A 21,369-nucleotide genomic window follows, 5' to 3' on the forward strand; every position below is an offset into this window, starting at 1 on the left:
CTTTATTATCATATTTTAAAACCGTATCTGAAATATCCTTATCCCTTATTAGTCCATATTTTATAATTTCTGACATGCCATCGTTAAAAAATTTTTTATCTAAGGTCTGTAATACCTCAGAATCTATAAAAACTGCCTCAGGATGATAGAAACTTCCTACTAAGTTTTTCCCATAGGGCAAATCTACAGCTACCTTTCCGCCTATACTACTGTCCACTTGAGCTAAAAGAGATGTAGGAATTTGAACATATTTTATTCCTCTTAAGTAGGTAGCTGCTGCAAAGCCTGCTAAATCTCCAACTACTCCTCCTCCTAGCGATATTATTAAATCTCCTCTTTTTATTCCATAATCACAGAACTTTTCATATACTTCCTGCAGCATACTAAGGGTTTTACTCTGTTCTCCCGGTTTAATGGATATATATTTTATGTTAAATCCACTTTTTTCAAGGGATATGCAAACTCTTTCTAAATAAAACTTTTCTACATTCCAATCTGTTATAAATACTATATTTTTACCCTTATAAAGTTCTGCTATATGTTCACCAATAGTATTTAATATTCCTTTTTCTATGTGTATTTTATATTTTTTGTGCTTAAGCTCAATGTCTATTATACTCATTCAATCACTTCCATATATTTTATTATCTTTTATATCAATTCTTTTCTTTTCAAGGATACTTGCTTAAAAATATGATCTAGTTTATCAACATCTCTACACTTTATTGCGTCCTTCAATTTGCTTATACTTTCCTCAAAACGTTCTATCTCAGATATTAGCTTCTCTGAGTTCATGGTAAATAACTCTGACCATAACATAGGATTTATAACAGCAACTCTAGTAGCATCTCTAAAACTCCCACCGGTATATAAGCCAATATCATTTTCCTCTATACATGCATCAATAAGCGAAACTGCTATGACATGCGGAAGCTGGCTAGTGAAAGATATTATTCTATCATGTTCCTCAGGATTTATATATATTACATTTTTAAAACCTATACTTTTAGCCATCTTTTCTATTATGTCAATATTACACTTATTATTTTTTCCCGTTGGAGTTATAATATAGTTAGCTCCCTTAAAAATCTCTTTAGAAGCTAACTTAATACCTCCAGCCTCTTTTCCTGCCATTGGGTGTCCACCAATGAACTCCATATCATCTGGCAAAATGGAATTTATTTTATCAACTACGCTTTCTTTTACTCCAGAAGTATCTGTTATTAAAACTCCTTCTTTAAAGTTATGCAAGTTATCTTTTATAAACCCTACTGTATCCTGAGGATAAAGAGCTATAATAATTAAATCTACATCCTTTAAAAATACATCTCCATTTTTGTAGGCCTCATCTATAATCCCCATATCTAAAGCTTTTTTTAAAGTTTCTTTATTTTTATCTACTCCATATATACATTTGGGCGCCAAGTCTTTAAGTGCCATAGCATAAGACGCTCCTATAAGACCTAAGCCTACAATTGCTATATTAAGTTTAAAGCCAGATTCATCCATTATATCTTCCCCTTTTATTTGAAAAGTTTTTTGCAAACTACACTAAAAACTCCAAAGTATTATTTTTGACAACTAAAACTTTGATAATTAAATCTTAAAAATTTATTGTTTCATAAATCTCTCTTGACCCTAACTGTGCTAATGCATCTATATCTTCCATAAGTCTGTGGAATTTATCAGGTTTTATAGATTGTTGGCCATCACACTTGGCATTAGCAGGATCATTATGAACTTCAATAATAAGCCCATCTGCACCTACTGCAATTGCTGCTTTAGATAGAGGTTCTACCATCCACCATAAGCCTGCAGCATGGCTAGGATCCACTATTACCGGGAGATGACTTAACTTCTTTATAGCTGGTATAGCACTTAGGTCTAAAGTGTTTCTTGTGTAATTTTCAAAGGTTCTTATACCTCTTTCACAAAGTATTACATTTTCATTTCCCTCTGACATTATATATTCTGCTGACATTAAAAGCTCTTCTATAGTCGCTGAAAGACCTCTTTTTAAAAGTATTGGTTTTCTAGTTTTTCCAAGCTCTTTTAAAAGCTCAAAGTTTTGCATGTTTCTTGCTCCAACTTGTATTACATCCACATCTTCAACAAATTTATCTATCATATCTGCAGTCATTATCTCAGTTACTATTGGAAGTCCTGTTTCTTTTCTTGCTAATTTTAAAAGCTCCAACCCGTGAGTTTTAAGTCCTTGGAAACTGTATGGTGAAGTTCTTGGTTTAAAAGCGCCTCCACGCAAGAATCTTGCCCCACTTTTCTTTACTCGCCTTGCTATTTCTACTATCTGTTCTTCACTTTCTACAGAACAAGGACCTGCCATAATAGCAATTTTATTTCCACCAATTTTTTCACCCTTAACATTAATTACTGTATTATCAGGATGGAATAATCTATTTGCTAACTTATAAGGCTGTTGAACCTTAAGAATCTTTTCTACATATTCATTTGCACCTATTTTACTTTCATCAATTTTTGTAGTGTCCCCAATTAATCCAAGAATACAGTAATTCTCTCCTTGTGATAAGTTCACTTCAAATCCCTCTCTTTCTAATTTTTGCTTTTGTATTAAAATCTCTTCCTTTGGTGTGTGTGGTTTCATAATTATTATCATGATAAATGCCCCCTTAGTTATTTATTTAAAATATGAAACTCCTTCTCCTATCGTCGAATGAGTGCTCGCTGAGTAAGCGATTCACTTCAAATCAGAGATTTGAGTTCTCTGCTTAAGCGACCATATCAAAATCACAGATTTTGTATGTCTGCTTAAAAGTATAAAAAAATAAGGCTCATAATGAGCCTTATCTATAAACTAAATCAAATATACCTAAATTAAGCACACAGTAATGCGTTCTTAGAAATATACCTGCATTTATTAAACTCATTAGAAATAGGAATATATATTTTTTTGAACCAAAAATAGCCAGCGCTAAAATAATAAAAGCTCCAGCTAAAAAAGTAAAAATAAAATTTTTGGCTTATTCCCTTTCTAATGATATTTTCCATAATGTTATCCTCCAAATCAATATTTAATCAATAATATATAATAAAAATTCACAACCAATATTTGAATATGCAAACTAATTTTTCATTTAAACCTATTATAACAACTTTATTATTTATGTCAATCAATAAAATTATGCATGTTTTTTATGCAAATCCCCTTAATATCAACTCTTATATTAATTTTCACAAAATAATGAATAAAAAATATTTTTTATTCATTATTTTGCAAAACTACCGTCATTTTTATATGTTGCATAATTTTGCACTGCATATTATCAATCAAACTAGTTAACAAATTTCACTTATCCTCTTTCTAATGCAGTAAGGCCTGTTCTAACTATTTCTTTTATTCCATGAGGTTTCATCATATCAATAAACGCAGATATTTTTTCTTCATCACCAGTAATTTCAATAGTCATACTTTTAATATCTATATCTACAATATTGCCTCTAAAAATATTAACAGTTTCCGTAATTATTGATTGGTTAGCTTGATTCATAGCAACCTTCACAAGTGCTAATTCCCTATAAACAGCGCCTACAGAATCTAAGCTTACTATTTTTATAACATCTATAAGCTTGTTTAATTGTTTACTTATTTGTTCCAACATATGTTCACAACCAGCTACTACAATAGTCATTCGAGATACATTAGGATCCTCTGTAACACCTACAGTTAGACTGTGAATATTATAACCTCTCCTGCTAAACAATCCCGATATTTTACTTAATACACCTGAGTGATTCTCCACTAATACAGATAAAACGTATTTATTCATGTGTCTCCCCCTATCTTTTATCTCGTGATTCGTAATATAAAAAAATGCGAAGCATTTTTTAGAGGACAGAGGACAATGAAGGAGGATTTTTCTACGTTACACTACGAAAAATCTTTAATTATATTATAATCTGATGTTTCGCCTTAGCGAAACGAACTCAAAACTCACCTTCACTGTCCTCTGTCCTCTGTCAATTGTCCTCTAATAAAAATTTTGTGTCGCAAAATTTTTATTTTGCTAAGCATCCATATCTGTATGTGTAAACTCTAAAAAGTACTTTCGCTAGAATCAACAATACATTCTATTATAAATGTATTATTGGAATTTACAGCTTCCCTAAAGGTTTCCTTGAATTCTCCATTTCTAATAATTCTTTTGCCTTTTAATCCATAAGCTTCTGCTATTTTAATAAAGTCTGTTTGACACTTAAAATTTACACCACTATACCTGCCAACGCCATAGGTGTTCTTTTGAATTTCTCTAACCATTCCAAGCACTGAATTATTAAATAAAAGTATTACTATGTTTACATTATTATCAACTATTGTGCCAAGTTCAGCCATACTCATTTGAAAACCACCATCTCCTACAACAGCAATAACTGTCTTACTAGGATTGGCTATTTTAGCCCCTACCGCAGCGGGCAGAGAATATCCCATAGTGCCAAGTCCTCCTGAAGTAAAGAAACTTGTTGAATTCTTTATTTGAAAATTTCTTGCAGTCCAAATTTGATTTTGCCCTACATCTGCAGTAATAATTGCATTTTTTTCTAACATCTGAGATAATATGTTCAATACATACTTAGGACTTACCTTTGAATTTAACTTTATAGGCTCTTCTACTTCCTTCTTCCATGCTGCAATTTGCTCAAGCCATTCTGTTGTTTCTACTTCATTAACTTCCTTTATCAATTCTTCTAAAACCTGCTTAGAATCTCCTACTACTGGAATATTAGGTCCTAAAATTTTCCCTATTTCCGCTGGATCGATGTCAATATGAATGACATAAGCATCTTTTGCAAAGTTTGAACCTGCAATAGCTCTATCTGCCGCTCTAGTTCCTATAAGTATTAAAAGGTCTGCTTCTGATATAGCTTTATTAGCATAAGAAAATCCATGAGATCCTATTAACCCTACATAATATGGATTATCTTCATTAATACTACATTTTCCCATTAATGTATGAACAACTGGTATTTTTGATTTCTGAGCAAACTCTTTTAACTCCTTCTCCGCTCCACCAGAAATAATACCTCCACCTACGCATATAAGAGGTTTTTTACTTTCCATAATCTTTTCTGCTGCTCTTTTTATCTGTCCTTTGTGTCCTTCAAATTTAGGTTTATATCCTCGAATGTTTACTTCTTTCGGATAAAAAAATTCTATATCTTCACACTGAATATCAACTGGTATATCTATTAATACTGGTCCTGGCCTTCCTGTAGAAGCTATATAAAAGGCTTCTTTCATAATTCTAGAAACGTCTTCAGCAGATTTAACTAAATAGTTGTGCTTTGTAAAAGATTCCGTTGCTCCTGTAATATCAGCTTCTTGAAAAACATCCTTACCAATGAGATTTGATTTAACCTGGCCTGTAATGATTACCAAAGGGATAGAATCCATATATGCAGTAGCTATTGCCGTAATTAAATTTGTTGCTCCAGGACCTGATGTAACAATACATACCCCTATTGTCTTCTTAGCTCTTGCAAAGCCAATTGCACTATGACCGGCTGCTTGTTCCTGTCTAACTAATATGTGTTTAATGTCTGACTTTCTTAAAGCTTCATATATGGGAACAACTGTAGCCCCAGGATATCCGAATACCGTATCTACGTTTTCTTCACGCAAACACTGTATAATTGCCTCAGCAACTTTCATGTTACTTCCCCCTTATCTTACACAATATAGTTCTAATACTTATGAAAAAAATCTTTACATAGGAAAATCAACTTTCAGCTTCTTACTCCTATACTTTCTCTGCAATAAGATCTCCCATTTGTTCTGTTCCCACGATTTTCATACCCTGTTCCATAATATCGCCAGTACGATATCCTTTATCAATAATTCTTGATACAGCAGCTTCTACATCCTTAGCTGCATCTTCCATATTAAAACTATATCGGAGCATCATCGCCGTACTCATTATCGCTCCAATCGGATTTGCTTTATCCAGCCCTGCAATATCTGGTGCAGATCCATGGATTGGCTCATAAAGACCTATACTGCCTTCTCCTACACTGGCTGAAGGTAGCATTCCTAATGACCCAGTTAGCATGGAAGCCTCATCACTTAAAATATCTCCAAACATATTTTCTGTAAGTATTACATCAAATTGCTTAGGATTTTTAATTAGCTGCATAGCAGCATTATCAACATACATATAGTTTAATTCTATATCCTTATAATCTTCACTTATCTTTGTCACTACTTCTCTCCAGAGTCTTGAGGTTTCTAATACATTAGCCTTATCTATTAAAGTAAGTTTTTTATCTCTTTTTCTGGCAACCTCAAAGGCTTTTTTTGCAATTCTCTCTATATCTCTAGTACAATAGTCAATTGTGTCATAGGCTCTTTGTCCACCATCAATATCTATTCTCTTCTTTTCCCCAAAATAAGCTCCACCAATTAACTCTCTAACTATCATAATATCCAGTCCATCACCTAGAACTTCCTCCTTTAAGGTAGATGCTGATTTCAATTGTGGAAATAAAATGGCTGGTCTTAAGTTTGCAAACACTCCTAGTTCTTTTCTCAATGATAGTAATCCTTTCTCTGGTCTTAAGTCTCCAGGATGACTATCCCACTTAGGTCCACCTACTGCTCCTAGGATAACTGCTTCACTATTTTTGCATTTATGTATTGTTTCTTCTGGTATTGGATTCCCTGTTGCATCTATAGCGGCACCACCAAGTAACGCCTCATTAAACTCAAAATTACATCCATATTTACTTTCAACTTTTTTTAACATTTTAACAGCTTGATTTATTACCTCTTTTCCTATTCCATCTCCTGGTATAATCGTTATTTTCATATCCCATTCACCTCTACATATTTAATTTTTTTAGAGGACAATTGTCCTCTGTCCACTGAAAAATTTGCGTTGCAAGCTTTTTAATTTACTTACTATGCATTTTAATATAATTTATAAGTCCCTCTGACTTTATAATCTTCTCCATAAACTCCGGGAAAGCTTCTGCCTTATAGGTTTTGTTTTTAGTACTATTAGTAATAATTCCAGTTTTAAAATCTATATTTACTTCATTGCTTTCTTCAATATCCTTTGCTGCTTCAGAACATTCAACTATAGGCAATCCTATATTTATTGCATTCCTATAGAATATCCTTGCAAAAGTTTCAGCTATAACGCATTTAATTCCAGCAGCCTTTATAGCAATAGGAGCATGTTCCCTTGAGGAACCACATCCAAAGTTTTTTCCACCTATTATAATGTTTGCATATTTTGCTTTAGCTGAAAAATCCTTATCCAAATCTTCCATACAGTGAGATGCCAACTCTAAAGCATCACTGGTATTTAAATATCTGGCCGGAATAATAACATCTGTGTCTACATTGTCACCATATTTTATTACTTTTCCCTTTACCATTTTGCTACCTCCTCTGGTGATGAAATTTTACCTGTAATTGCTGATGCCGCTGCTACTGCAGGACTTGCTAAGTAAACTTCGCTTTCTGGATGTCCCATTCTTCCTACAAAATTTCTATTTGTAGTTGCTATGCATCTTTCTCCTTTTGCTAATATTCCCATATGTCCTCCAAGGCAAGGTCCACAAGTTGGTGTACTTACCACTGCGCCTGCTTCTATAAATGTTTCAATAAGACCTTCTCTTAAAGCTTCAAGGTAAATTTTTTGAGTAGCTGGGAATATAATAGTTCTTACCTTTTGATTTACTTTTTTATCCTTTAAAACTTTTGCAGCTGATCTTAAATCTTCTATTCTCCCATTAGTGCAGGAACCTATGACAACTTGGTCTATAGTTACCTCCCCCACCTCATCAATTGTCCTTGTATTCTCTGGTAGATGTGGAAAGGCTACTGTTGGTCTAATAGTTGATAAATCAATTTCTATAGTCCTTGTATATTCTGCATCCTCATCTGCTTTATAAATCACATAATTTCTATCAGAATGTTCCTTTACATATTCTATAGTTCTTTCATCTACTTCAAAAATTCCATTTTTAGCTCCAGCCTCAATAGCCATGTTTGTCATAGCAAAACGGTCATCCATAGATAAGCTTTTAACACCTTCTCCTGTATATTCCATCGATTGATAAAGCGCTCCATCTACACCAATCATACCAATAATGTGCAGTATTACGTCCTTTCCGCTTACCCAAGGTGATAAACTTCCTTTAATCACAAACTTTATAGCTTCCGGAACTTTAAACCATGCTTCCCCTGTAGCCATGCCAGCTCCCATATCTGTACTTCCGACACCTGTTGAAAAAGCTCCTAAAGCTCCATATGTACAGGTATGTGAATCTGCTCCAATTATTACATCGCCGCAAACATCCAGACCTTTTTCTGGTATTAATGCGTGTTCAATCCCCATTTGTCCGATTTCAAAATAATTTTTGATTCCCTTATCGTAAGCAAATTCCCTTACACATTTACACTGCTCTGCAGATTTTATATCTTTATTTGGAGTAAAGTGATCAGGTACAATAGCTATTTTCTCCTTATGAAAAACTTCAGTAACCCCAATTTTATTAAATTCCTTAAAGGCTACAGGAGTGGTTATGTCATTTCCAAGTACTAAATCTAACTTTACCTTAATTAGCTGTCCAGCCTTTACACTTTCTAAGCCTGCATGAGTAGCTAAAATCTTTTGTGTCATCGTCATTCCCATATTCATTCCTCCGATACTTTTTATATGTCTAGAAATTAAATATATAAATTAGCTATTTAAGTAAATAAAACTCTAATGCTCTTATCTAGCGCTTTATACATTTGATTTTTAAAGCAAGTAATATTAAAAATTATATTTAATTGTATTTATTAACCTATTTGTAGTCGTAGTTATCCGTTATTTTTATTTCTTTTTAATACTTGATTAAAAATCTATTTTGTTATTAAACTTCGACAATTACTTTATCAATACACGAAGCAGAATTCTCTTCTTGAAATAAGTAGTAGTGCATTTTATTAATAGCATTTATAAAAGCTTTGGCACTAGCCTCTACTACATCTGTACTTACCCCACTGGCTGAAAATATTTTATTATCTTTTTCAATTTTTACAGTAACTTCTCCTAATGCATCTTTTCCACTGCCTATTGCCTTTAGGAAATAATCTTTTAGCTTAACATTTACTCCTACAGCTTTTTCAATTGCTTTAAAGGTTGCATCCACTGGACCATCACCACAGGAAGCCTCGTCAATTGAATTGCCATCATAACGTATTTTTACAGTAGAAGTAGCAACCATATTGTTTCCACTTGAGACTTGAAAATGTTCAAGTTTATAATTTTCAGGAACCTGAAATACCTCTTGTTTTATTAGTGCTTCTATATCCTCATCTGAAATAGATTTCTTTTTATCTGCTAAATCCTTAAACTTCAAGAAGGCATCATTAACCTTAACAGAATCTAAATTATCATAGCCTATTTCCTTCAATCGCTGTTCAAAAGCATGTCTTCCAGAATGTTTCCCAAGCACTATAAGGTTTTTCTTTAAGCCAACAGACTCTGGAGTCATTATTTCATAAGTTTCTCTGCAATTTAGAACTCCATGCTGGTGAATACCGGATTCATGAGCAAAGGCATTTGAACCAACAATAGCCTTATTATTTTGAATCTGAACTCCTGTTAAGTGACTTACTAGATTACTGGTTTTTGTTAAATGTTCAGTTACTATATCTGTATGACACTTAAAATAATTAGATCTAGTTTTAATGGACATTACTATTTCCTCTAAAGCAGCATTGCCAGCCCTCTCGCCAAGCCCGTTTACTGCACACTCTATCTGCTGAGCTCCATTTTCTATAGCTGCAAGTGAGTTTGCAACTGCTAATCCCAAATCATTATGACAATGAACACTTATGACGGCCTTATGGATATTAGGGACATTTTCTCTAATTCCTTTAATAAATGCTCCATACTCCCCTGGCGTTGTATAGCCAACGGTATCAGGTATATTTACTACATCTGCACCAGCTTCAATTACTGCTTCTAATACCCTATACAAAAATTCTGGGCGAGTTCTTGTTCCATCTTCTGGTGAAAACTCAACATTTGGACAAAAACTTTTAGCATATTTCACCATACTGCCTGCTCTTTCCAAAACTTCTTCCGGTTTCATATTTAGCTTGTGCTGCATATGAATATCTGATGTTGCAATAAATGTATGAATTCTAGGGTTTTCTGCATATTTTAGAGCCTCCCATGCAGTATCTATATCTTGCTTAGAGGTTCTAGCAAGTCCAGTAATGATTGAGCCCTTTATGTTTTTTGCAATAGCTTTAACAGCTTCAAAATCTCCTTTAGATGCAAATGGGAATCCTGCTTCGATTATATCTACTCCAAGTATTTGAAGCTGTTTTGCAATCTCTAATTTTTCATGTATGTTTAAACTCACTCCTGGAGTTTGTTCTCCATCCCTTAATGTAGTATCAAAAATATATATTTTTTTTGTCATTAAATCCACTTCCCCATGATCATATTTTTGTTTAGCATTAAGAGATGCAATAACTCGACATCTCTTAATGCCTATTTCCACTCTTTTCTTTTAACTCAAGTCACCATTTTTCTCAATTCTTTAGCTTTTTTATATAATTGCCTTAAATTAAAACATCATAAATGCTGTGCAGTAGTCACATTCTGTATCATCCCTTTGTGATTTTGAACTTCTTAAATATTCATAATAGGCCTTGCCTGCTTCGTATATTTGTGAAACTGCTTCTGATGACATATTATCCTTCGAAGTATTACGCGTTTCATTAAATTGTTTAAGATCCTTTGAATATTTTTTATTTATAAACATTGACATTACATTTGCCTCCTTTTAATTACATAACTTTAATTATTTTACATAGTATGTGTATAAAATATATTTAAAGTTTTCACTGGCCAGATGAAAAACTATTAAACTTTAATATGTTTGTCTGAATAAGTTTATAAAAACATTTGATTATAAGGTAAATAAAAAGACAGACTCTCCCCATATAATGGGGCGAAAGTCTGTCCGCGGTACCACCCAGATTTTTTTACTTAATTCCATTAACGGTTTACACCGGCTCAGCTTACTATTATTTCAGCCTGCAGCTACAGGATGAGTTTCAATATGTGTACTTATGGGTTTTCACCAATTCCCACTCTCTTTGAAATACTTATCATATCTACTTATTCCTATCATTGCTTTTTTTATATTTACTTGTATAGATTTAAATATATTATTAAATCAGCAATTTATTCATGTATTTTGTATTTTTTATTACATGATATTCTAAATTAAATCAGCAATTTTTTAAATTTGAGTATATAAAAACAGACCTTGCCCATTTTTATCATGGGGCGAAGATCTGCCGCGTTACCACCCAAATTTCTTACTTCATTTAAATAACGGCTTATACCGGCTCAGCTTACTACTATTTCAGCCTGCAGCTACAGGGTGAGTTTCAATATGTATACTTAGGGTTTCCACCATTCCCCATTCTCTTTAAAGTATTAAACATATTTACTTAATCCTGTCATCGCTTTTGATATATTGTTTATAAATTTACTATGTTTTTAACAATTTGTCAATATACTTTTTTTATTTTTTTAAATTGTTATTTATTTTTCTGAATTTTCATTTTTATCATTCTAGCACCGTAAATTTTACCTGTCAATACAAAACGAATTATCCATAATATTAAAAATATTTAGTTATACGCATGATTTCAATTATTTATTGAGTAAAAAATTTAAGTTTTCTATCATAACAGTTTTTGAATCTTATCTTCAATATTCCTATTAACATTTTTCTTTCAGGCTATGAATTAAAAACTGTACTATTTATTCTCTACTATATTTATGCAGCTGCTGGCATTCTTTTTTCTATTTTCAACTATATAAAGTACATAAAATAATACGGAGGCTGAAATAGCTAAAGTAAATGCTACAGGCCATGCATCTATGACTCTTCTATTTTTTATATACATTCCCATAATAGCTGGTCCTACTGCAAAGCCTGCACCAGTTATAAGAGGTATAACTGAATTAAATCTTCCTCTATGCGACATAGGTGTATGATTTGCAATATATACTCCAGAATTGGTAGTATGAATTATTTCACCTAAGGTCCATATTACTGTTGCCAATATAAACATAGGGTAACTCTTAATAAAATACATCATCCCAAAGCCTACCCCATAAAATATTCCTGCTCCAGCTACATTCTGTATTGCTGAGAATTTTCTAGTTAACCTAGTTATAACTGTAGTAAAAAGTATTACAGTTAGTCCATTTGTTGCCATAATCTTTCCATATAGAACTGAGCTATTACTCTTAAATATCTCCTCTACTTGAAGTGGTATGCAGAAAGGAAATTGAGCATAAACAAAACTATATATCATAGATAATAATGCAAAAGATAAAAGTAGTGGTCTTTTAAACAATGCGCTTATAAGATTACTTTCCTCTGCTTTTTCGTTTTCATTTATAATTTGCTTTTCTGATTCCTTATCAGGTTTTGTTTCTTTTACAAAGGTATATATTATAATTATTGATGTAAAAACCGCTATGCTGTTCCCAACAAATAGCATCTTAAGATAATGACTGAATAAAAAACCTGCTATCATAGGACCTATAGAAAATCCTAAGTTATTCCCAAGATATAAAAGAGAATATGCGCTGCTTCTGTTTTTAGTATTTGTCAAGTCTGCAATCATAGCTCCATAAGCAGGTTGTGCTATAGAATTAAAAAAGGATGAGATAATTAACAAATATGGTACTGCAATAGATCTTTCAAGAAATGCACAAGGTATATAACATAATGCAGCTAATCCCTGAAAAGTGACTAATACATTTCTTCTTCCGAAAGTATCTGAAATTTTACCGCCAATAAGTGAACCAGGAACTGTACAAATTGCATTTGCCATTATGAATATTCCAATTACATCTTTGCTCAATCCTATCTTGTCTGAAAGAAACATAGTAAGAAAAGGTGCTACAAAAGCACCTAATGAATTTATAATTTTAACTACAAAAAGTACATATATACTAAATGGTAATCCTTTATAAATTTTAAAAATGTCTTTAATATTCATTTATTCCCCCAATTTTTTTAATATAGAGCTTAGAAACCGAAAGTTAGTTTCTCTATAAAAATATATAAAATTTATTTTTATTTAACTAACAGTGTACGTGATTATATATTCTATATTCTCAGTAGTGGTCAAATTCGGATTATCGTCATTCCATTTTCCTAAAAACTCAAGCTCCTTTAATGTAGCTTCAAAATGACACATTGCTATGCCTATGTCTAATCTTTGTATATCAAAATTTAATGCCTTTCCATATCCTTTGTTTCTAGCTATAAAGAAATGAAAGCTATTTCCATTCTTAACTATTCTCCAAGGCTGCTTGTTTGAAGCTGAAGGTGCTATTCTAACCATCTCAAAGGCCTCTTTAAATTTTCCAACCTCATCTCTTTTAATAGCTTTATCAAAACTTTTGTCAAAAAACAGTTCATTCCAATCTTTTCTATTTTTAGAGCCAGCAACAGCTACCATTAAAGAGTCCAGTAAGCTTCTATTTTCTTTGGCATATCCTATAGGGGTTATTACTGGCATAGATTCTCTTTCTTTTAGCTCCATTGCCTTTCCAAATTCTCCTCTTTTAAAGGTTCCTCCAAGCCAACAGGTTCCTAAACCTAATGTTGTTGCATATAATATTATTTTTTCAAAAACATATCCTAGATTTTCTTCATATCTGTTCTCTTTTTCTACTGCTGAACATATAAAGGTTTTTGCTCCTTTAATAACTCCGTAAGTTCCAAGTTTAACATCTGAACTTATATTGTCCATATCTATTATTTTGAATCTTACTTTAGTATTAAATGGCGCTTTTACATGCTCTATATAATTTATTAACTTTTGTCTCAGTTCTTGCGAAATTGGTTCTTCTTTATAAGTTCGCATTGATTTTCTCTTTATTGCTGCTTCTCTTATATCCACCAAACCTTTCCTCCTTCAATATAATAAAATACAAACTTTCATTATATTATACCAAGGATTTGCCAAATATAGTATTATTCTTATAATAAATAAGGAGCTGTATCAAAATAATTTTTTAATCATTCTGATACAGCTCTCTAAATTCTTATTTAAATGCTACTTGAATTAATAGCATTACTGCCGCAAATGCTGCAGTATATCCCATTAATGGCATAATGAATTTTAACCATTTGTCATAAGTTACATCAACAAGTGCTAAGGTAGCTAGTATAAGTCCTGTTGGAGTTATAAATGCTATTAAACCTTGTCCATATTGATATGCGCTTACTATTACATCTCTTGGTAATCCAACAGCATCTGCTAATGGGGCCATAATTGGCATTGATAATACTGCAAGCCCTGATGATGATGGAATAAAGAAGCCAAGAATTATAAATAATAAAAGCATTACAAGTATAAATACATATGGATTCATTCCTTGAACTGCATTTGATGAAAAATGCAGTATGGAATCAGATATTAGCCCATTTTCCATAACTAAATTAATAGCTCTTGCTACTCCAACAACCAATGCAACGCTAATTAAATCAGCAGCACCAGTAACAAACTTATTAACAAACTCTTTTTCACCCATTCCTGAAATGACACCTAATGCTATTCCCACAACAAGGAATAATGTAGTCATTTCAGTAAACCACCATTCTTTAGTAGAAACTCCCCAAATCATTACAGCAAAAGCTGATCCAAATACTAAAAGCATTAATTTACGTCTGAAAGTAAACTCTGGAATAACCTTCTGCTCATGGCTCTTTAGGAACTTTCCTTCAATTTCTTCCTTTTGATCATATATCAATGATTTAGTTGGATCTTTCTTAATTTTTTTACCATACTTAACTATATAAATAATAGTAAATATTGTCGCAATGATTAAACCCGCTGTCCTCATACCTAATCCTGCAGTAAATGTCGTTCCAGCAGCATTAGAAGCAATTACTGAGGAGAATGGGTTTACAGTTGAAAACATTGTACCAATTGATGATCCCATATAAAGTGCAGCTATACAGACAAGTGCATCATATCCAGCTGCCATGAATACGGGAACAAGTATTGGATACAGAGCAATTGTTTCTTCTGCTAATCCGAAAGTCGTTCCACCTAATGAAATTAGTACTGTAATAATAACAATTAATAAAAATTCTTTTCCTTTAGTAGCACGTGAAAGACTATCAATACCAGCATCAAAAGCACCACTATTATTTAGTACCCCAATACATCCTCCAATTATAAGTAAGAACGCAATAATATCAATAGTCTCCTGTATACCTTTTACTGGAGCTTGTATCACATCAATAGGCCCTTGGGGATTTTGTTTTACTTTCTCATATGTACCTGGAATCGCTACCGGTTTACTAATACTTCCATCAACGAATCTTTGTATATCCACCTTGACCCCAAGCTTATTAAGTGTTTCTTGTGTAGGTTTTGCCTCTTCTACAGATCCGTCTGGCTTGGTTACTGTGAAAATCTTTTTATCAGATTCATACTTTAATTTTGCATAAGAACCTGCTGGAACTATATAAGTAAGAGCAGCTGCAAAAATTAAAACTATAAATAACACAGTAAACGCAGTTGGAAAACTTCTTTTCTTTTTGTTCATTTTTTATCACTCCTTAGTTGTCATTGTATTAAATTATACAAACTTTTCTTACATTTTTCAACCATTATTGAAAAAATTACTAAATTTTCACCATTTTTTATATTTATACATGTATTTTTTTGACGTTTTTTTATATTTATACGTTTATTTTTTCATTATTTTTCATATTTATAAGTTAAATAATTAACAATGTTCTTATATTATTTATTACGAATAACACTATTAGTTATATTTAATGAATACGTTTACTTAAATTCATACAAAAAGGAAAGTATAAAAATTATACTTTCCTTGTATAAATAATATATGTTAATTTAAAGGCATATACTTTTTCATTTAGTTTATGCAACATTAGTCCTAAATTTACTATCTAACAAATAATTTGTTCTTTCAATAGCCTCTTCAATATTATTACAGAAGTTTTCACTTCCCAATCTATCTACAAAACCATAACTCTGTAACACATGAAATGGCTGCTCTTTAGCTTCTAATATAATAAGATCCCTTTGCTGGTTTTTGCAGATATCATATAGAGTTTCAAGCTCATGATATCCTGTTGCATCCATAGCTGGTACCTTACTCATTTTTATTATTAATACTTCATGATTTTCTTTCATGCCTTTAGTGACCTTAGCAAATTTGTTTGCTGCTGCAAAGAAGAAAGGTCCCTGAATTTCATAAAAGGATATTTTATCTGGAAAATCTGTTGTATTTATGAGCCTTGAACAATCCTTATCTTTATCTGACAAACACTTTACTTCTCCGTAATCTGCCATTCTCTTCATGAAAAGGAAGGAAGCCAATACTACACCAATTCCTATAGCTACTACTAAATCTAATAATATTGTAAGTAAAAATGTTGTTAAAAATATTATAGCATCACTTTTAGGTGCTTTTCTAAGATTTTTAAATACTTTCCAATCTCCCATATTATAGGATACCACTATCAATATAGCAGCCAAAGAAGTCATAGGAAGAAGTTTAACATAAGGCATAAATAACATCATAATAAGAAGTAAAACTACTGCATGTACAATTCCTGTTATAGGTGTTCTTCCTCCATTTTTTATATTAGCTGCAGTTCTTGCTATAGCACCAGTAACTGGTATTCCTCCGAAAAGTCCTGAAAAAACATTAGCAAATCCCTGTGCAACCAATTCCATATTTGAACGGTGATTACCACCAATCATTCCATCCGCAACTACTGCAGATAAAAGAGATTCTATTGCTGCCAAAACTGCAATTGTCATAGATGGCGGTATTAATTCTTTTATCATATTTATATTAATATCATGTACAGCTATTTTAGGAAGTACAGCTGGTATATCTCCATAACGACTTCCTATAGTTTCTACATTTAATTTAAAAGCTATAGTTATTATAGTAGTTATAATTAGAGCAATTAGTGTTCCTGGAATTTTTTTATTTATTTTAGGCCATAAAACTATTATTACAAGAGCTAAAGCACCTATAAATAAAGTTTCATAGTTAACTGTATTTAAGTGATTTATATAGGACTCCCATTTTGCTATAAACTCTGATGGTACAGATGTAATTTTTAATCCAAGGAAATCCTTTATTTGAGTTGAAAATATAGATATTGCGATACCACATGTAAATCCTGTAGTTATAGGATATGGAATGTACTTTAATGCCTTACCAAATTTGCATAATCCCATAATGATTAATATTGCTCCTGCCATTACTGTGGCAACAGTTAGTCCTGTTATGCCGTACTTCTCTATTATTCCGTAAACTATTATTATGAAGGCACCTGTAGGTCCACCAATTTGAACCCTGCTTCCCCCAAGAAATGATACTATAAATCCTCCTATAATTGCAGTATATAGCCCTTTTTCAGGAGATACTCCTGATGCTATTGCAAGAGCTATAGACAAAGGAAGTGCTATTACTGCTACAATAATTCCAGCAATAAAATCCTTTGCGAATTGTTCTTTAGTATAATCTTTGATGCAAGTAAATAATTTTGGAACTAACACTTTTTCACACTTCTTTCTCTTATGTATAAAAATTACTTAAATTACCCCTAAAGGCAACGTTATTGATTATATTACTATTTTGACTTAATAGCAAGTATCTTTAATGATTAAACTAAAAAGAAAGCGAGATTTATCCTCTCACTTTCTCTATATCAAGCATTTAACTTTTGATATTTAAATATATCAACTTACTACATAAAATCTAACACCTGTTTTTTTATTGCTACAAATTTATCTGAAGTTATCATGTCTTTAGTTCTATTTCTAGGCAGATCTACTTTTATCTCACCTTTTATACAGGCAGGTTTGTCAGATAATATATAAATTCTATTTGAAAGATATATAGCTTCTTCTATATCGTGAGTTATAAATAGTATAGTACTTTTTAAGTCCTTTATTACATTCAAAAGCCAATTTTGCATTTTTCCTCTTGTTATAGCATCTAATGCACCAAAAGGCTCATCTAAAAGCATTATGTTATTGGAAGTCATATAAGTTCTTAAAAATGCTGCCCTTTGTTTCATTCCGCCAGATAGCTGAAAAGGATATTTAAACTCATACCCTTTTAATCCATAAGGCTCAAAGTAATCTATAACCTGCTTTCTTCCCTCCGATTTACTTTTTCCCTTTATATAAAGAGGTAAAGCTACATTATCTATTACTTTTTTCCAAGGAAGAAGTAAATCCTTCTGGTGCATATAGCTAATTTCTCCTTCAACCTTTACTTCTCCGTTATCTGGCTTCAGTACTCCTGATATTATATTTAATATTGTGCTCTTGCCACTTCCACTTGGTCCGAGAAGAGTTACAAATTCACCTTCTCTTACCTCTAAGCTTATATTATTAAGTATTTTGTCTGTATCAAAAGATCTTGATACATTTTTTAATACAAGCTTTTTATCATTTTTTGTTCTATCCAAGACAACCTATCTCCTTTAAAATTACTTAGATGGAAGGAATTCATTTGTGAATGCGTCCTCTGCCTTCATATCTTTAGTTATAAGCTTCTTATCAAGAAGGAATTTTGTATAGTTGTTCCAAACAGATGCTTTCATTTCTCCCCATCTTGGAGCATCTTCCTTGTATTTATTTTTAAGATATTTTTGGCTTTCTACAGCAAGATTTTTGTCTATCTCTGGAGCATTTTTAACAAAAATATCTGCAGCTTCTTCTGGTTTATCCATAGCAAATTCATATCCTTTAGTAGTAGCTTTCATAAACTTCTTAACCATTTCTGGTTTATCCTTTAAAGTACTTTCATTTGCTATAAGTATAGGTGTATAGTAGTCTAAATCAGGATTTAATTTTCTTACCTCTATGTAATCTAAAGGTATGTTTTTAAGTTTTGCTTCTATACCAGTCCAGCCTTCATATATCCATGCAAAATCTATATTGCTTTTAGTTGCTGCAAAGAAATCTTGACTTCCCATGTCAACTATCTTAAGTTTATTAAAATCAGCACCTTCCTTTTCCATTATTGCCTGCAATACAGCTTTCTCAGAAGGTGAGCCCCATCCTCCATAAGTCTTTCCTTCAAAGTCCTTTACAGTTTTTATGTTTTTGCTCTTTAGAGCTGCAAAGCCTGAAGTATTATGTTGAATTATGGCAGCTATAGCCTTAATAGGAAGTGGATTTTCTGAAGTTCTAGCATAAGTTAAATCTTCTTGGTAACTTACACCAAAATCACCTTTACCAGCAGCTATTAGGTTTCCTACTGCTCCTTCTGAAGGTTGAATTATTTCTACATCTAAACCTTCTTCTTTATAGTAACCTTTATCCTTAGCTACATATAAGCCTGTATGATTAGTATTAGGTGTCCAATCCAGTATCACCTTAACCTTTGTTAATTCTTTCTTTTCTGTTGTATTACTTTGAGGTGCCTTATTTGTTGAGCCGCATCCTGCAAAAATAGCAGTTGCTACTATAACTGAAGTTAAAATAGTTAAAAGTTTTTTTCCTTTCATAAATACACTGCCCGGTAAATACCCGGCAACCTCCCTTCGAAATAATAAAAACCCTTTTCATGAATGCGAAAAGGGCTAAAATAGCAACAAATTAAAATTAAACTATTTTCCCTACGTTGGCATTACCCAATTCAGGTTATAAGGGTCGAAGCTTAAAACTTCCTCTCAGACAATATTATTGCCTCCCCTAATTTATTTTATTGAAATATCTAACACATAAAGTATATCACTTCGTGCATAAATATGTCAAATCGTATACATAATAATAACTTTATATTTGTAAGTCCTTTAAGCGTGATTTTTATATATAAATAAAAGCCTTTAATACTAATTTAACACTGGCTTAAACCTTACTTAAAAGTATACATGTAAAATTAAATTGTAGCTATTTATTCTATCCATATATAGGATTTATTTAGAGTACACTATCTATTTGATACATTAGTTTGAAGTTTATTGAGTTCTATCTGTTATTTTTTAGTATATTTTTTCACCTAATGTAAGATAACTATATATTAGAATTGTAAAATGGTTTATCTTTTATAATTATCAAAGAAAGGTGTATATTATATGATAATATTTAATAAACAAAAATTTGTTATTACTTTTGGTATTTCAGCTATATTGCTTTATGCATCCTTTGCAGCAAATGCAGCATATAGCTCTAATTATAAATTTAATAGACTAACAGATATTTATACCAGCATAAGCAATTATTTAAAACTAGAACAAACACCGGATCAAATATCAAGAAACTCCGAAAAGATTATTCTTAAAAATATAGAAAAAAGTATAATAAACAAAAAATAACACTGCCATAGTTATAAGTGTCTGAACTAGAAAGTTGACTTTTCTGTTCTTAAACTTATAATTACAGCGGTGTTACTACCCTCTTTCTTTAACTTTTCTTTGCCATGGCATAAAAATATATTGAAGCATATACATAAGTCCAAATAAAGCCATGCTTAATATTATTATTATAATTATAGCTGCAAATATTTTATCAAGAGCATAAGCATTTTTAGCTCTTACCATAAATATACCAAGACCTTTGTCTCCTCCAAGCCACTCACCAATTATCGCTCCCATTATGCTGTATGTTGCCGCTATTCTAAGTCCTGAGAAAAAAGAACCTAAAGAGCCTGGAAACTTAACAAAAATGAATTTTTGTATTCTAGAAGCTCCCATTATATCCATAAGGCTCAACATATCATTATCAGCCGCTTCTAATCCATCAACTAAACTTATAACAATAGGGAAAAAACACACCATTATGACAACAATAACCTTTGGAAGCATGCCAAAACCAAACCATATTATAAATATTGGCGCCAAGGCTATTGTTGGTATAGTCTGAGAAATTACAAGTATAGGATAAATACAACTTTTTACTATTTTTACACTATCCATAATTATAGATAGTATTATTGCAAAAATTACTGAAAGTAAAAAACCTAAAAGAGCTTCATATAAGGTAGCATAAATGTGAGGCTTTAAATCTGGCATAATTCTAAAAAGAGTATTTATTATGTCTTTAGGGGATGGAAGAATATACTTAGGTATTCCCCCTTTATCCACAACTAATTGCCATAAAAAAATTAATATTAACTGAAAAACAACGGATATAGTTCCATTAATTGACTTACTATAATTCTTCACTAATTACACATCCTAAACAATTAGATATATATTTTTACAAAAAACATTGCTTTAATAATAATACCTAAAGTATTATAAGTTGCCTGTCTACAAATACATAAAACCCTT

At 31.8% G+C, this 21,369-nt stretch carries 18 protein-coding genes, 1 riboswitch and 2 other annotated features; of the genes, 1 reads left to right on the plus strand and 17 read right to left on the minus strand.

Going from position 1 to position 21,369, the window contains the following annotated elements:
- From I6U51_RS16710 to I6U51_RS16785, 16 genes are all read right to left on the minus strand, one after another.
- The coding region (locus I6U51_RS16710; RefSeq protein WP_211143709.1) for a 3-dehydroquinate synthase family protein at positions 1-622 on the minus strand (622 nt) is incomplete at its 3' end.
- Positions 623-651: 29 nt separating this feature from the next.
- Positions 652-1,509 carry a prephenate dehydrogenase gene (locus I6U51_RS16715; RefSeq protein WP_211143710.1) on the minus strand — a complete coding sequence of 286 codons (858 nt, stop codon included), beginning with the start codon at positions 1,507-1,509 and terminating at the stop codon, positions 652-654.
- Between the two features lie 94 nt (positions 1,510-1,603).
- Positions 1,604-2,635, minus strand: a complete 1,032-nt coding sequence (gene aroF / locus I6U51_RS16720; protein ID WP_211143711.1) for a 3-deoxy-7-phosphoheptulonate synthase — start codon at positions 2,633-2,635, stop codon at positions 1,604-1,606.
- A 694-nt stretch (positions 2,636-3,329) separates the two neighbouring features.
- Positions 3,330-3,806 (minus strand): acetolactate synthase small subunit, encoded by a 477-nt coding sequence (gene ilvN / locus I6U51_RS16725; protein WP_211143712.1) that lies wholly within the window; start codon positions 3,804-3,806, stop codon positions 3,330-3,332.
- 266 nt (positions 3,807-4,072) lie between these two features.
- Positions 4,073-5,686, minus strand: a complete 1,614-nt coding sequence (gene ilvB / locus I6U51_RS16730; RefSeq protein ID WP_211143713.1) for a biosynthetic-type acetolactate synthase large subunit — start codon at positions 5,684-5,686, stop codon at positions 4,073-4,075.
- Between the two features lie 88 nt (positions 5,687-5,774).
- Positions 5,775-6,839: a 3-isopropylmalate dehydrogenase gene (gene leuB / locus I6U51_RS16735; protein WP_211143714.1), complete on the minus strand. Its 1,065-nt coding sequence runs from the start codon at positions 6,837-6,839 to the stop codon at positions 5,775-5,777.
- 85 nt (positions 6,840-6,924) lie between these two features.
- Complete coding sequence (leuD, locus tag I6U51_RS16740; RefSeq protein WP_211143715.1) at positions 6,925-7,413, minus strand: 3-isopropylmalate dehydratase small subunit; 489 nt, start codon at positions 7,411-7,413, stop codon at positions 6,925-6,927.
- Positions 7,407-8,681 (minus strand): 3-isopropylmalate dehydratase large subunit, encoded by a 1,275-nt coding sequence (leuC, locus tag I6U51_RS16745; protein WP_246517407.1) that lies wholly within the window; start codon positions 8,679-8,681, stop codon positions 7,407-7,409. The genes leuD and leuC overlap by 7 nt, the downstream gene beginning before the upstream one ends.
- A gap of 217 nt (positions 8,682-8,898) precedes the next feature.
- A complete protein-coding gene (locus I6U51_RS16750) occupies positions 8,899-10,461 on the minus strand; it encodes a 2-isopropylmalate synthase (RefSeq protein ID WP_211143717.1) in 1,563 nt (520 codons plus the stop codon).
- 147 nt (positions 10,462-10,608) lie between these two features.
- A complete protein-coding gene (locus tag I6U51_RS16755) occupies positions 10,609-10,812 on the minus strand; it encodes a hypothetical protein (protein ID WP_246517408.1) in 204 nt (67 codons plus the stop codon).
- A 176-nt stretch (positions 10,813-10,988) separates the two neighbouring features.
- Positions 10,989-11,187, minus strand: a binding site (T-box leader).
- Positions 11,188-11,329: 142 nt separating this feature from the next.
- Positions 11,330-11,525: a binding site (T-box leader), on the minus strand.
- A gap of 290 nt (positions 11,526-11,815) precedes the next feature.
- Positions 11,816-13,072: an MDR family MFS transporter gene (locus I6U51_RS16760; RefSeq protein WP_211143718.1), complete on the minus strand. Its 1,257-nt coding sequence runs from the start codon at positions 13,070-13,072 to the stop codon at positions 11,816-11,818.
- Between the two features lie 81 nt (positions 13,073-13,153).
- Positions 13,154-13,981 carry a nitroreductase family protein gene (locus I6U51_RS16765; protein ID WP_343069694.1) on the minus strand — a complete coding sequence of 276 codons (828 nt, stop codon included), beginning with the start codon at positions 13,979-13,981 and terminating at the stop codon, positions 13,154-13,156.
- Positions 13,982-14,126: 145 nt separating this feature from the next.
- Positions 14,127-15,638 (minus strand): YfcC family protein, encoded by a 1,512-nt coding sequence (locus I6U51_RS16770; protein WP_211143719.1) that lies wholly within the window; start codon positions 15,636-15,638, stop codon positions 14,127-14,129.
- A gap of 341 nt (positions 15,639-15,979) precedes the next feature.
- Positions 15,980-17,638, minus strand: a complete 1,659-nt coding sequence (locus tag I6U51_RS16775; protein WP_211143720.1) for a sulfate permease — start codon at positions 17,636-17,638, stop codon at positions 15,980-15,982.
- A gap of 191 nt (positions 17,639-17,829) precedes the next feature.
- On the minus strand, positions 17,830-18,558 hold the full coding sequence (locus I6U51_RS16780; protein WP_178907862.1) for an ABC transporter ATP-binding protein: 729 nt from the start codon (positions 18,556-18,558) through the stop codon (positions 17,830-17,832).
- 21 nt (positions 18,559-18,579) lie between these two features.
- Positions 18,580-19,602, minus strand: a complete 1,023-nt coding sequence (locus I6U51_RS16785; protein WP_211143721.1) for an ABC transporter substrate-binding protein — start codon at positions 19,600-19,602, stop codon at positions 18,580-18,582.
- A gap of 91 nt (positions 19,603-19,693) precedes the next feature.
- Positions 19,694-19,801: riboswitch (TPP riboswitch) on the minus strand.
- Between the two features lie 371 nt (positions 19,802-20,172).
- On the opposite strand from I6U51_RS16785, the gene I6U51_RS16790 reads away from it, so the two are divergent.
- Positions 20,173-20,412 carry a hypothetical protein gene (locus tag I6U51_RS16790; RefSeq protein WP_211143722.1) on the plus strand — a complete coding sequence of 80 codons (240 nt, stop codon included), beginning with the start codon at positions 20,173-20,175 and terminating at the stop codon, positions 20,410-20,412.
- A gap of 75 nt (positions 20,413-20,487) precedes the next feature.
- On the opposite strand, the gene I6U51_RS16795 is transcribed toward I6U51_RS16790, so the two are convergent.
- Positions 20,488-21,261, minus strand: coding sequence for an ABC transporter permease subunit (locus tag I6U51_RS16795; RefSeq protein WP_211143723.1), 774 nt, complete (start codon positions 21,259-21,261; stop codon positions 20,488-20,490).
- Positions 21,262-21,369 lie beyond the last annotated feature (108 nt).

It is taken from the genome of Clostridium aciditolerans, from assembly GCF_016316925.1.
GTDB classification, from domain to species: Bacteria; Bacillota; Clostridia; order Clostridiales; family Clostridiaceae; genus Clostridium_AM; species Clostridium_AM aciditolerans.

Bases quoted from the DNA above. Each gene is read 5' to 3' on its own strand.
- I6U51_RS16715 (WP_211143710.1), bottom strand. From the start codon at position 1,509: ATGGATGAATCTGGCTTTAAACTTAATATAGCAATTGTAGGCTTAGGT.
- aroF (WP_211143711.1), bottom strand. From the start codon at position 2,635: ATGATAATAATTATGAAACCACACACACCAAAGGAAGAGATTTTAATA.
- ilvN (WP_211143712.1), bottom strand. From the start codon at position 3,806: ATGAATAAATACGTTTTATCTGTATTAGTGGAGAATCACTCAGGTGTA.
- ilvB (WP_211143713.1), bottom strand. From the start codon at position 5,686: ATGAAAGTTGCTGAGGCAATTATACAGTGTTTGCGTGAAGAAAACGTA.
- leuB (WP_211143714.1), bottom strand. From the start codon at position 6,839: ATGAAAATAACGATTATACCAGGAGATGGAATAGGAAAAGAGGTAATA.
- leuD (WP_211143715.1), bottom strand. From the start codon at position 7,413: ATGGTAAAGGGAAAAGTAATAAAATATGGTGACAATGTAGACACAGAT.
- leuC (WP_246517407.1), bottom strand. From the start codon at position 8,681: ATGAATATGGGAATGACGATGACACAAAAGATTTTAGCTACTCATGCA.
- I6U51_RS16750 (WP_211143717.1), bottom strand. From the start codon at position 10,461: ATGACAAAAAAAATATATATTTTTGATACTACATTAAGGGATGGAGAA.
- I6U51_RS16755 (WP_246517408.1), bottom strand. From the start codon at position 10,812: ATGTCAATGTTTATAAATAAAAAATATTCAAAGGATCTTAAACAATTT.
- I6U51_RS16760 (WP_211143718.1), bottom strand. From the start codon at position 13,072: ATGAATATTAAAGACATTTTTAAAATTTATAAAGGATTACCATTTAGT.
- I6U51_RS16770 (WP_211143719.1), bottom strand. From the start codon at position 15,638: ATGAACAAAAAGAAAAGAAGTTTTCCAACTGCGTTTACTGTGTTATTT.
- I6U51_RS16785 (WP_211143721.1), bottom strand. From the start codon at position 19,602: ATGAAAGGAAAAAAACTTTTAACTATTTTAACTTCAGTTATAGTAGCA.
- I6U51_RS16790 (WP_211143722.1), top strand. From the start codon at position 20,173: ATGATAATATTTAATAAACAAAAATTTGTTATTACTTTTGGTATTTCA.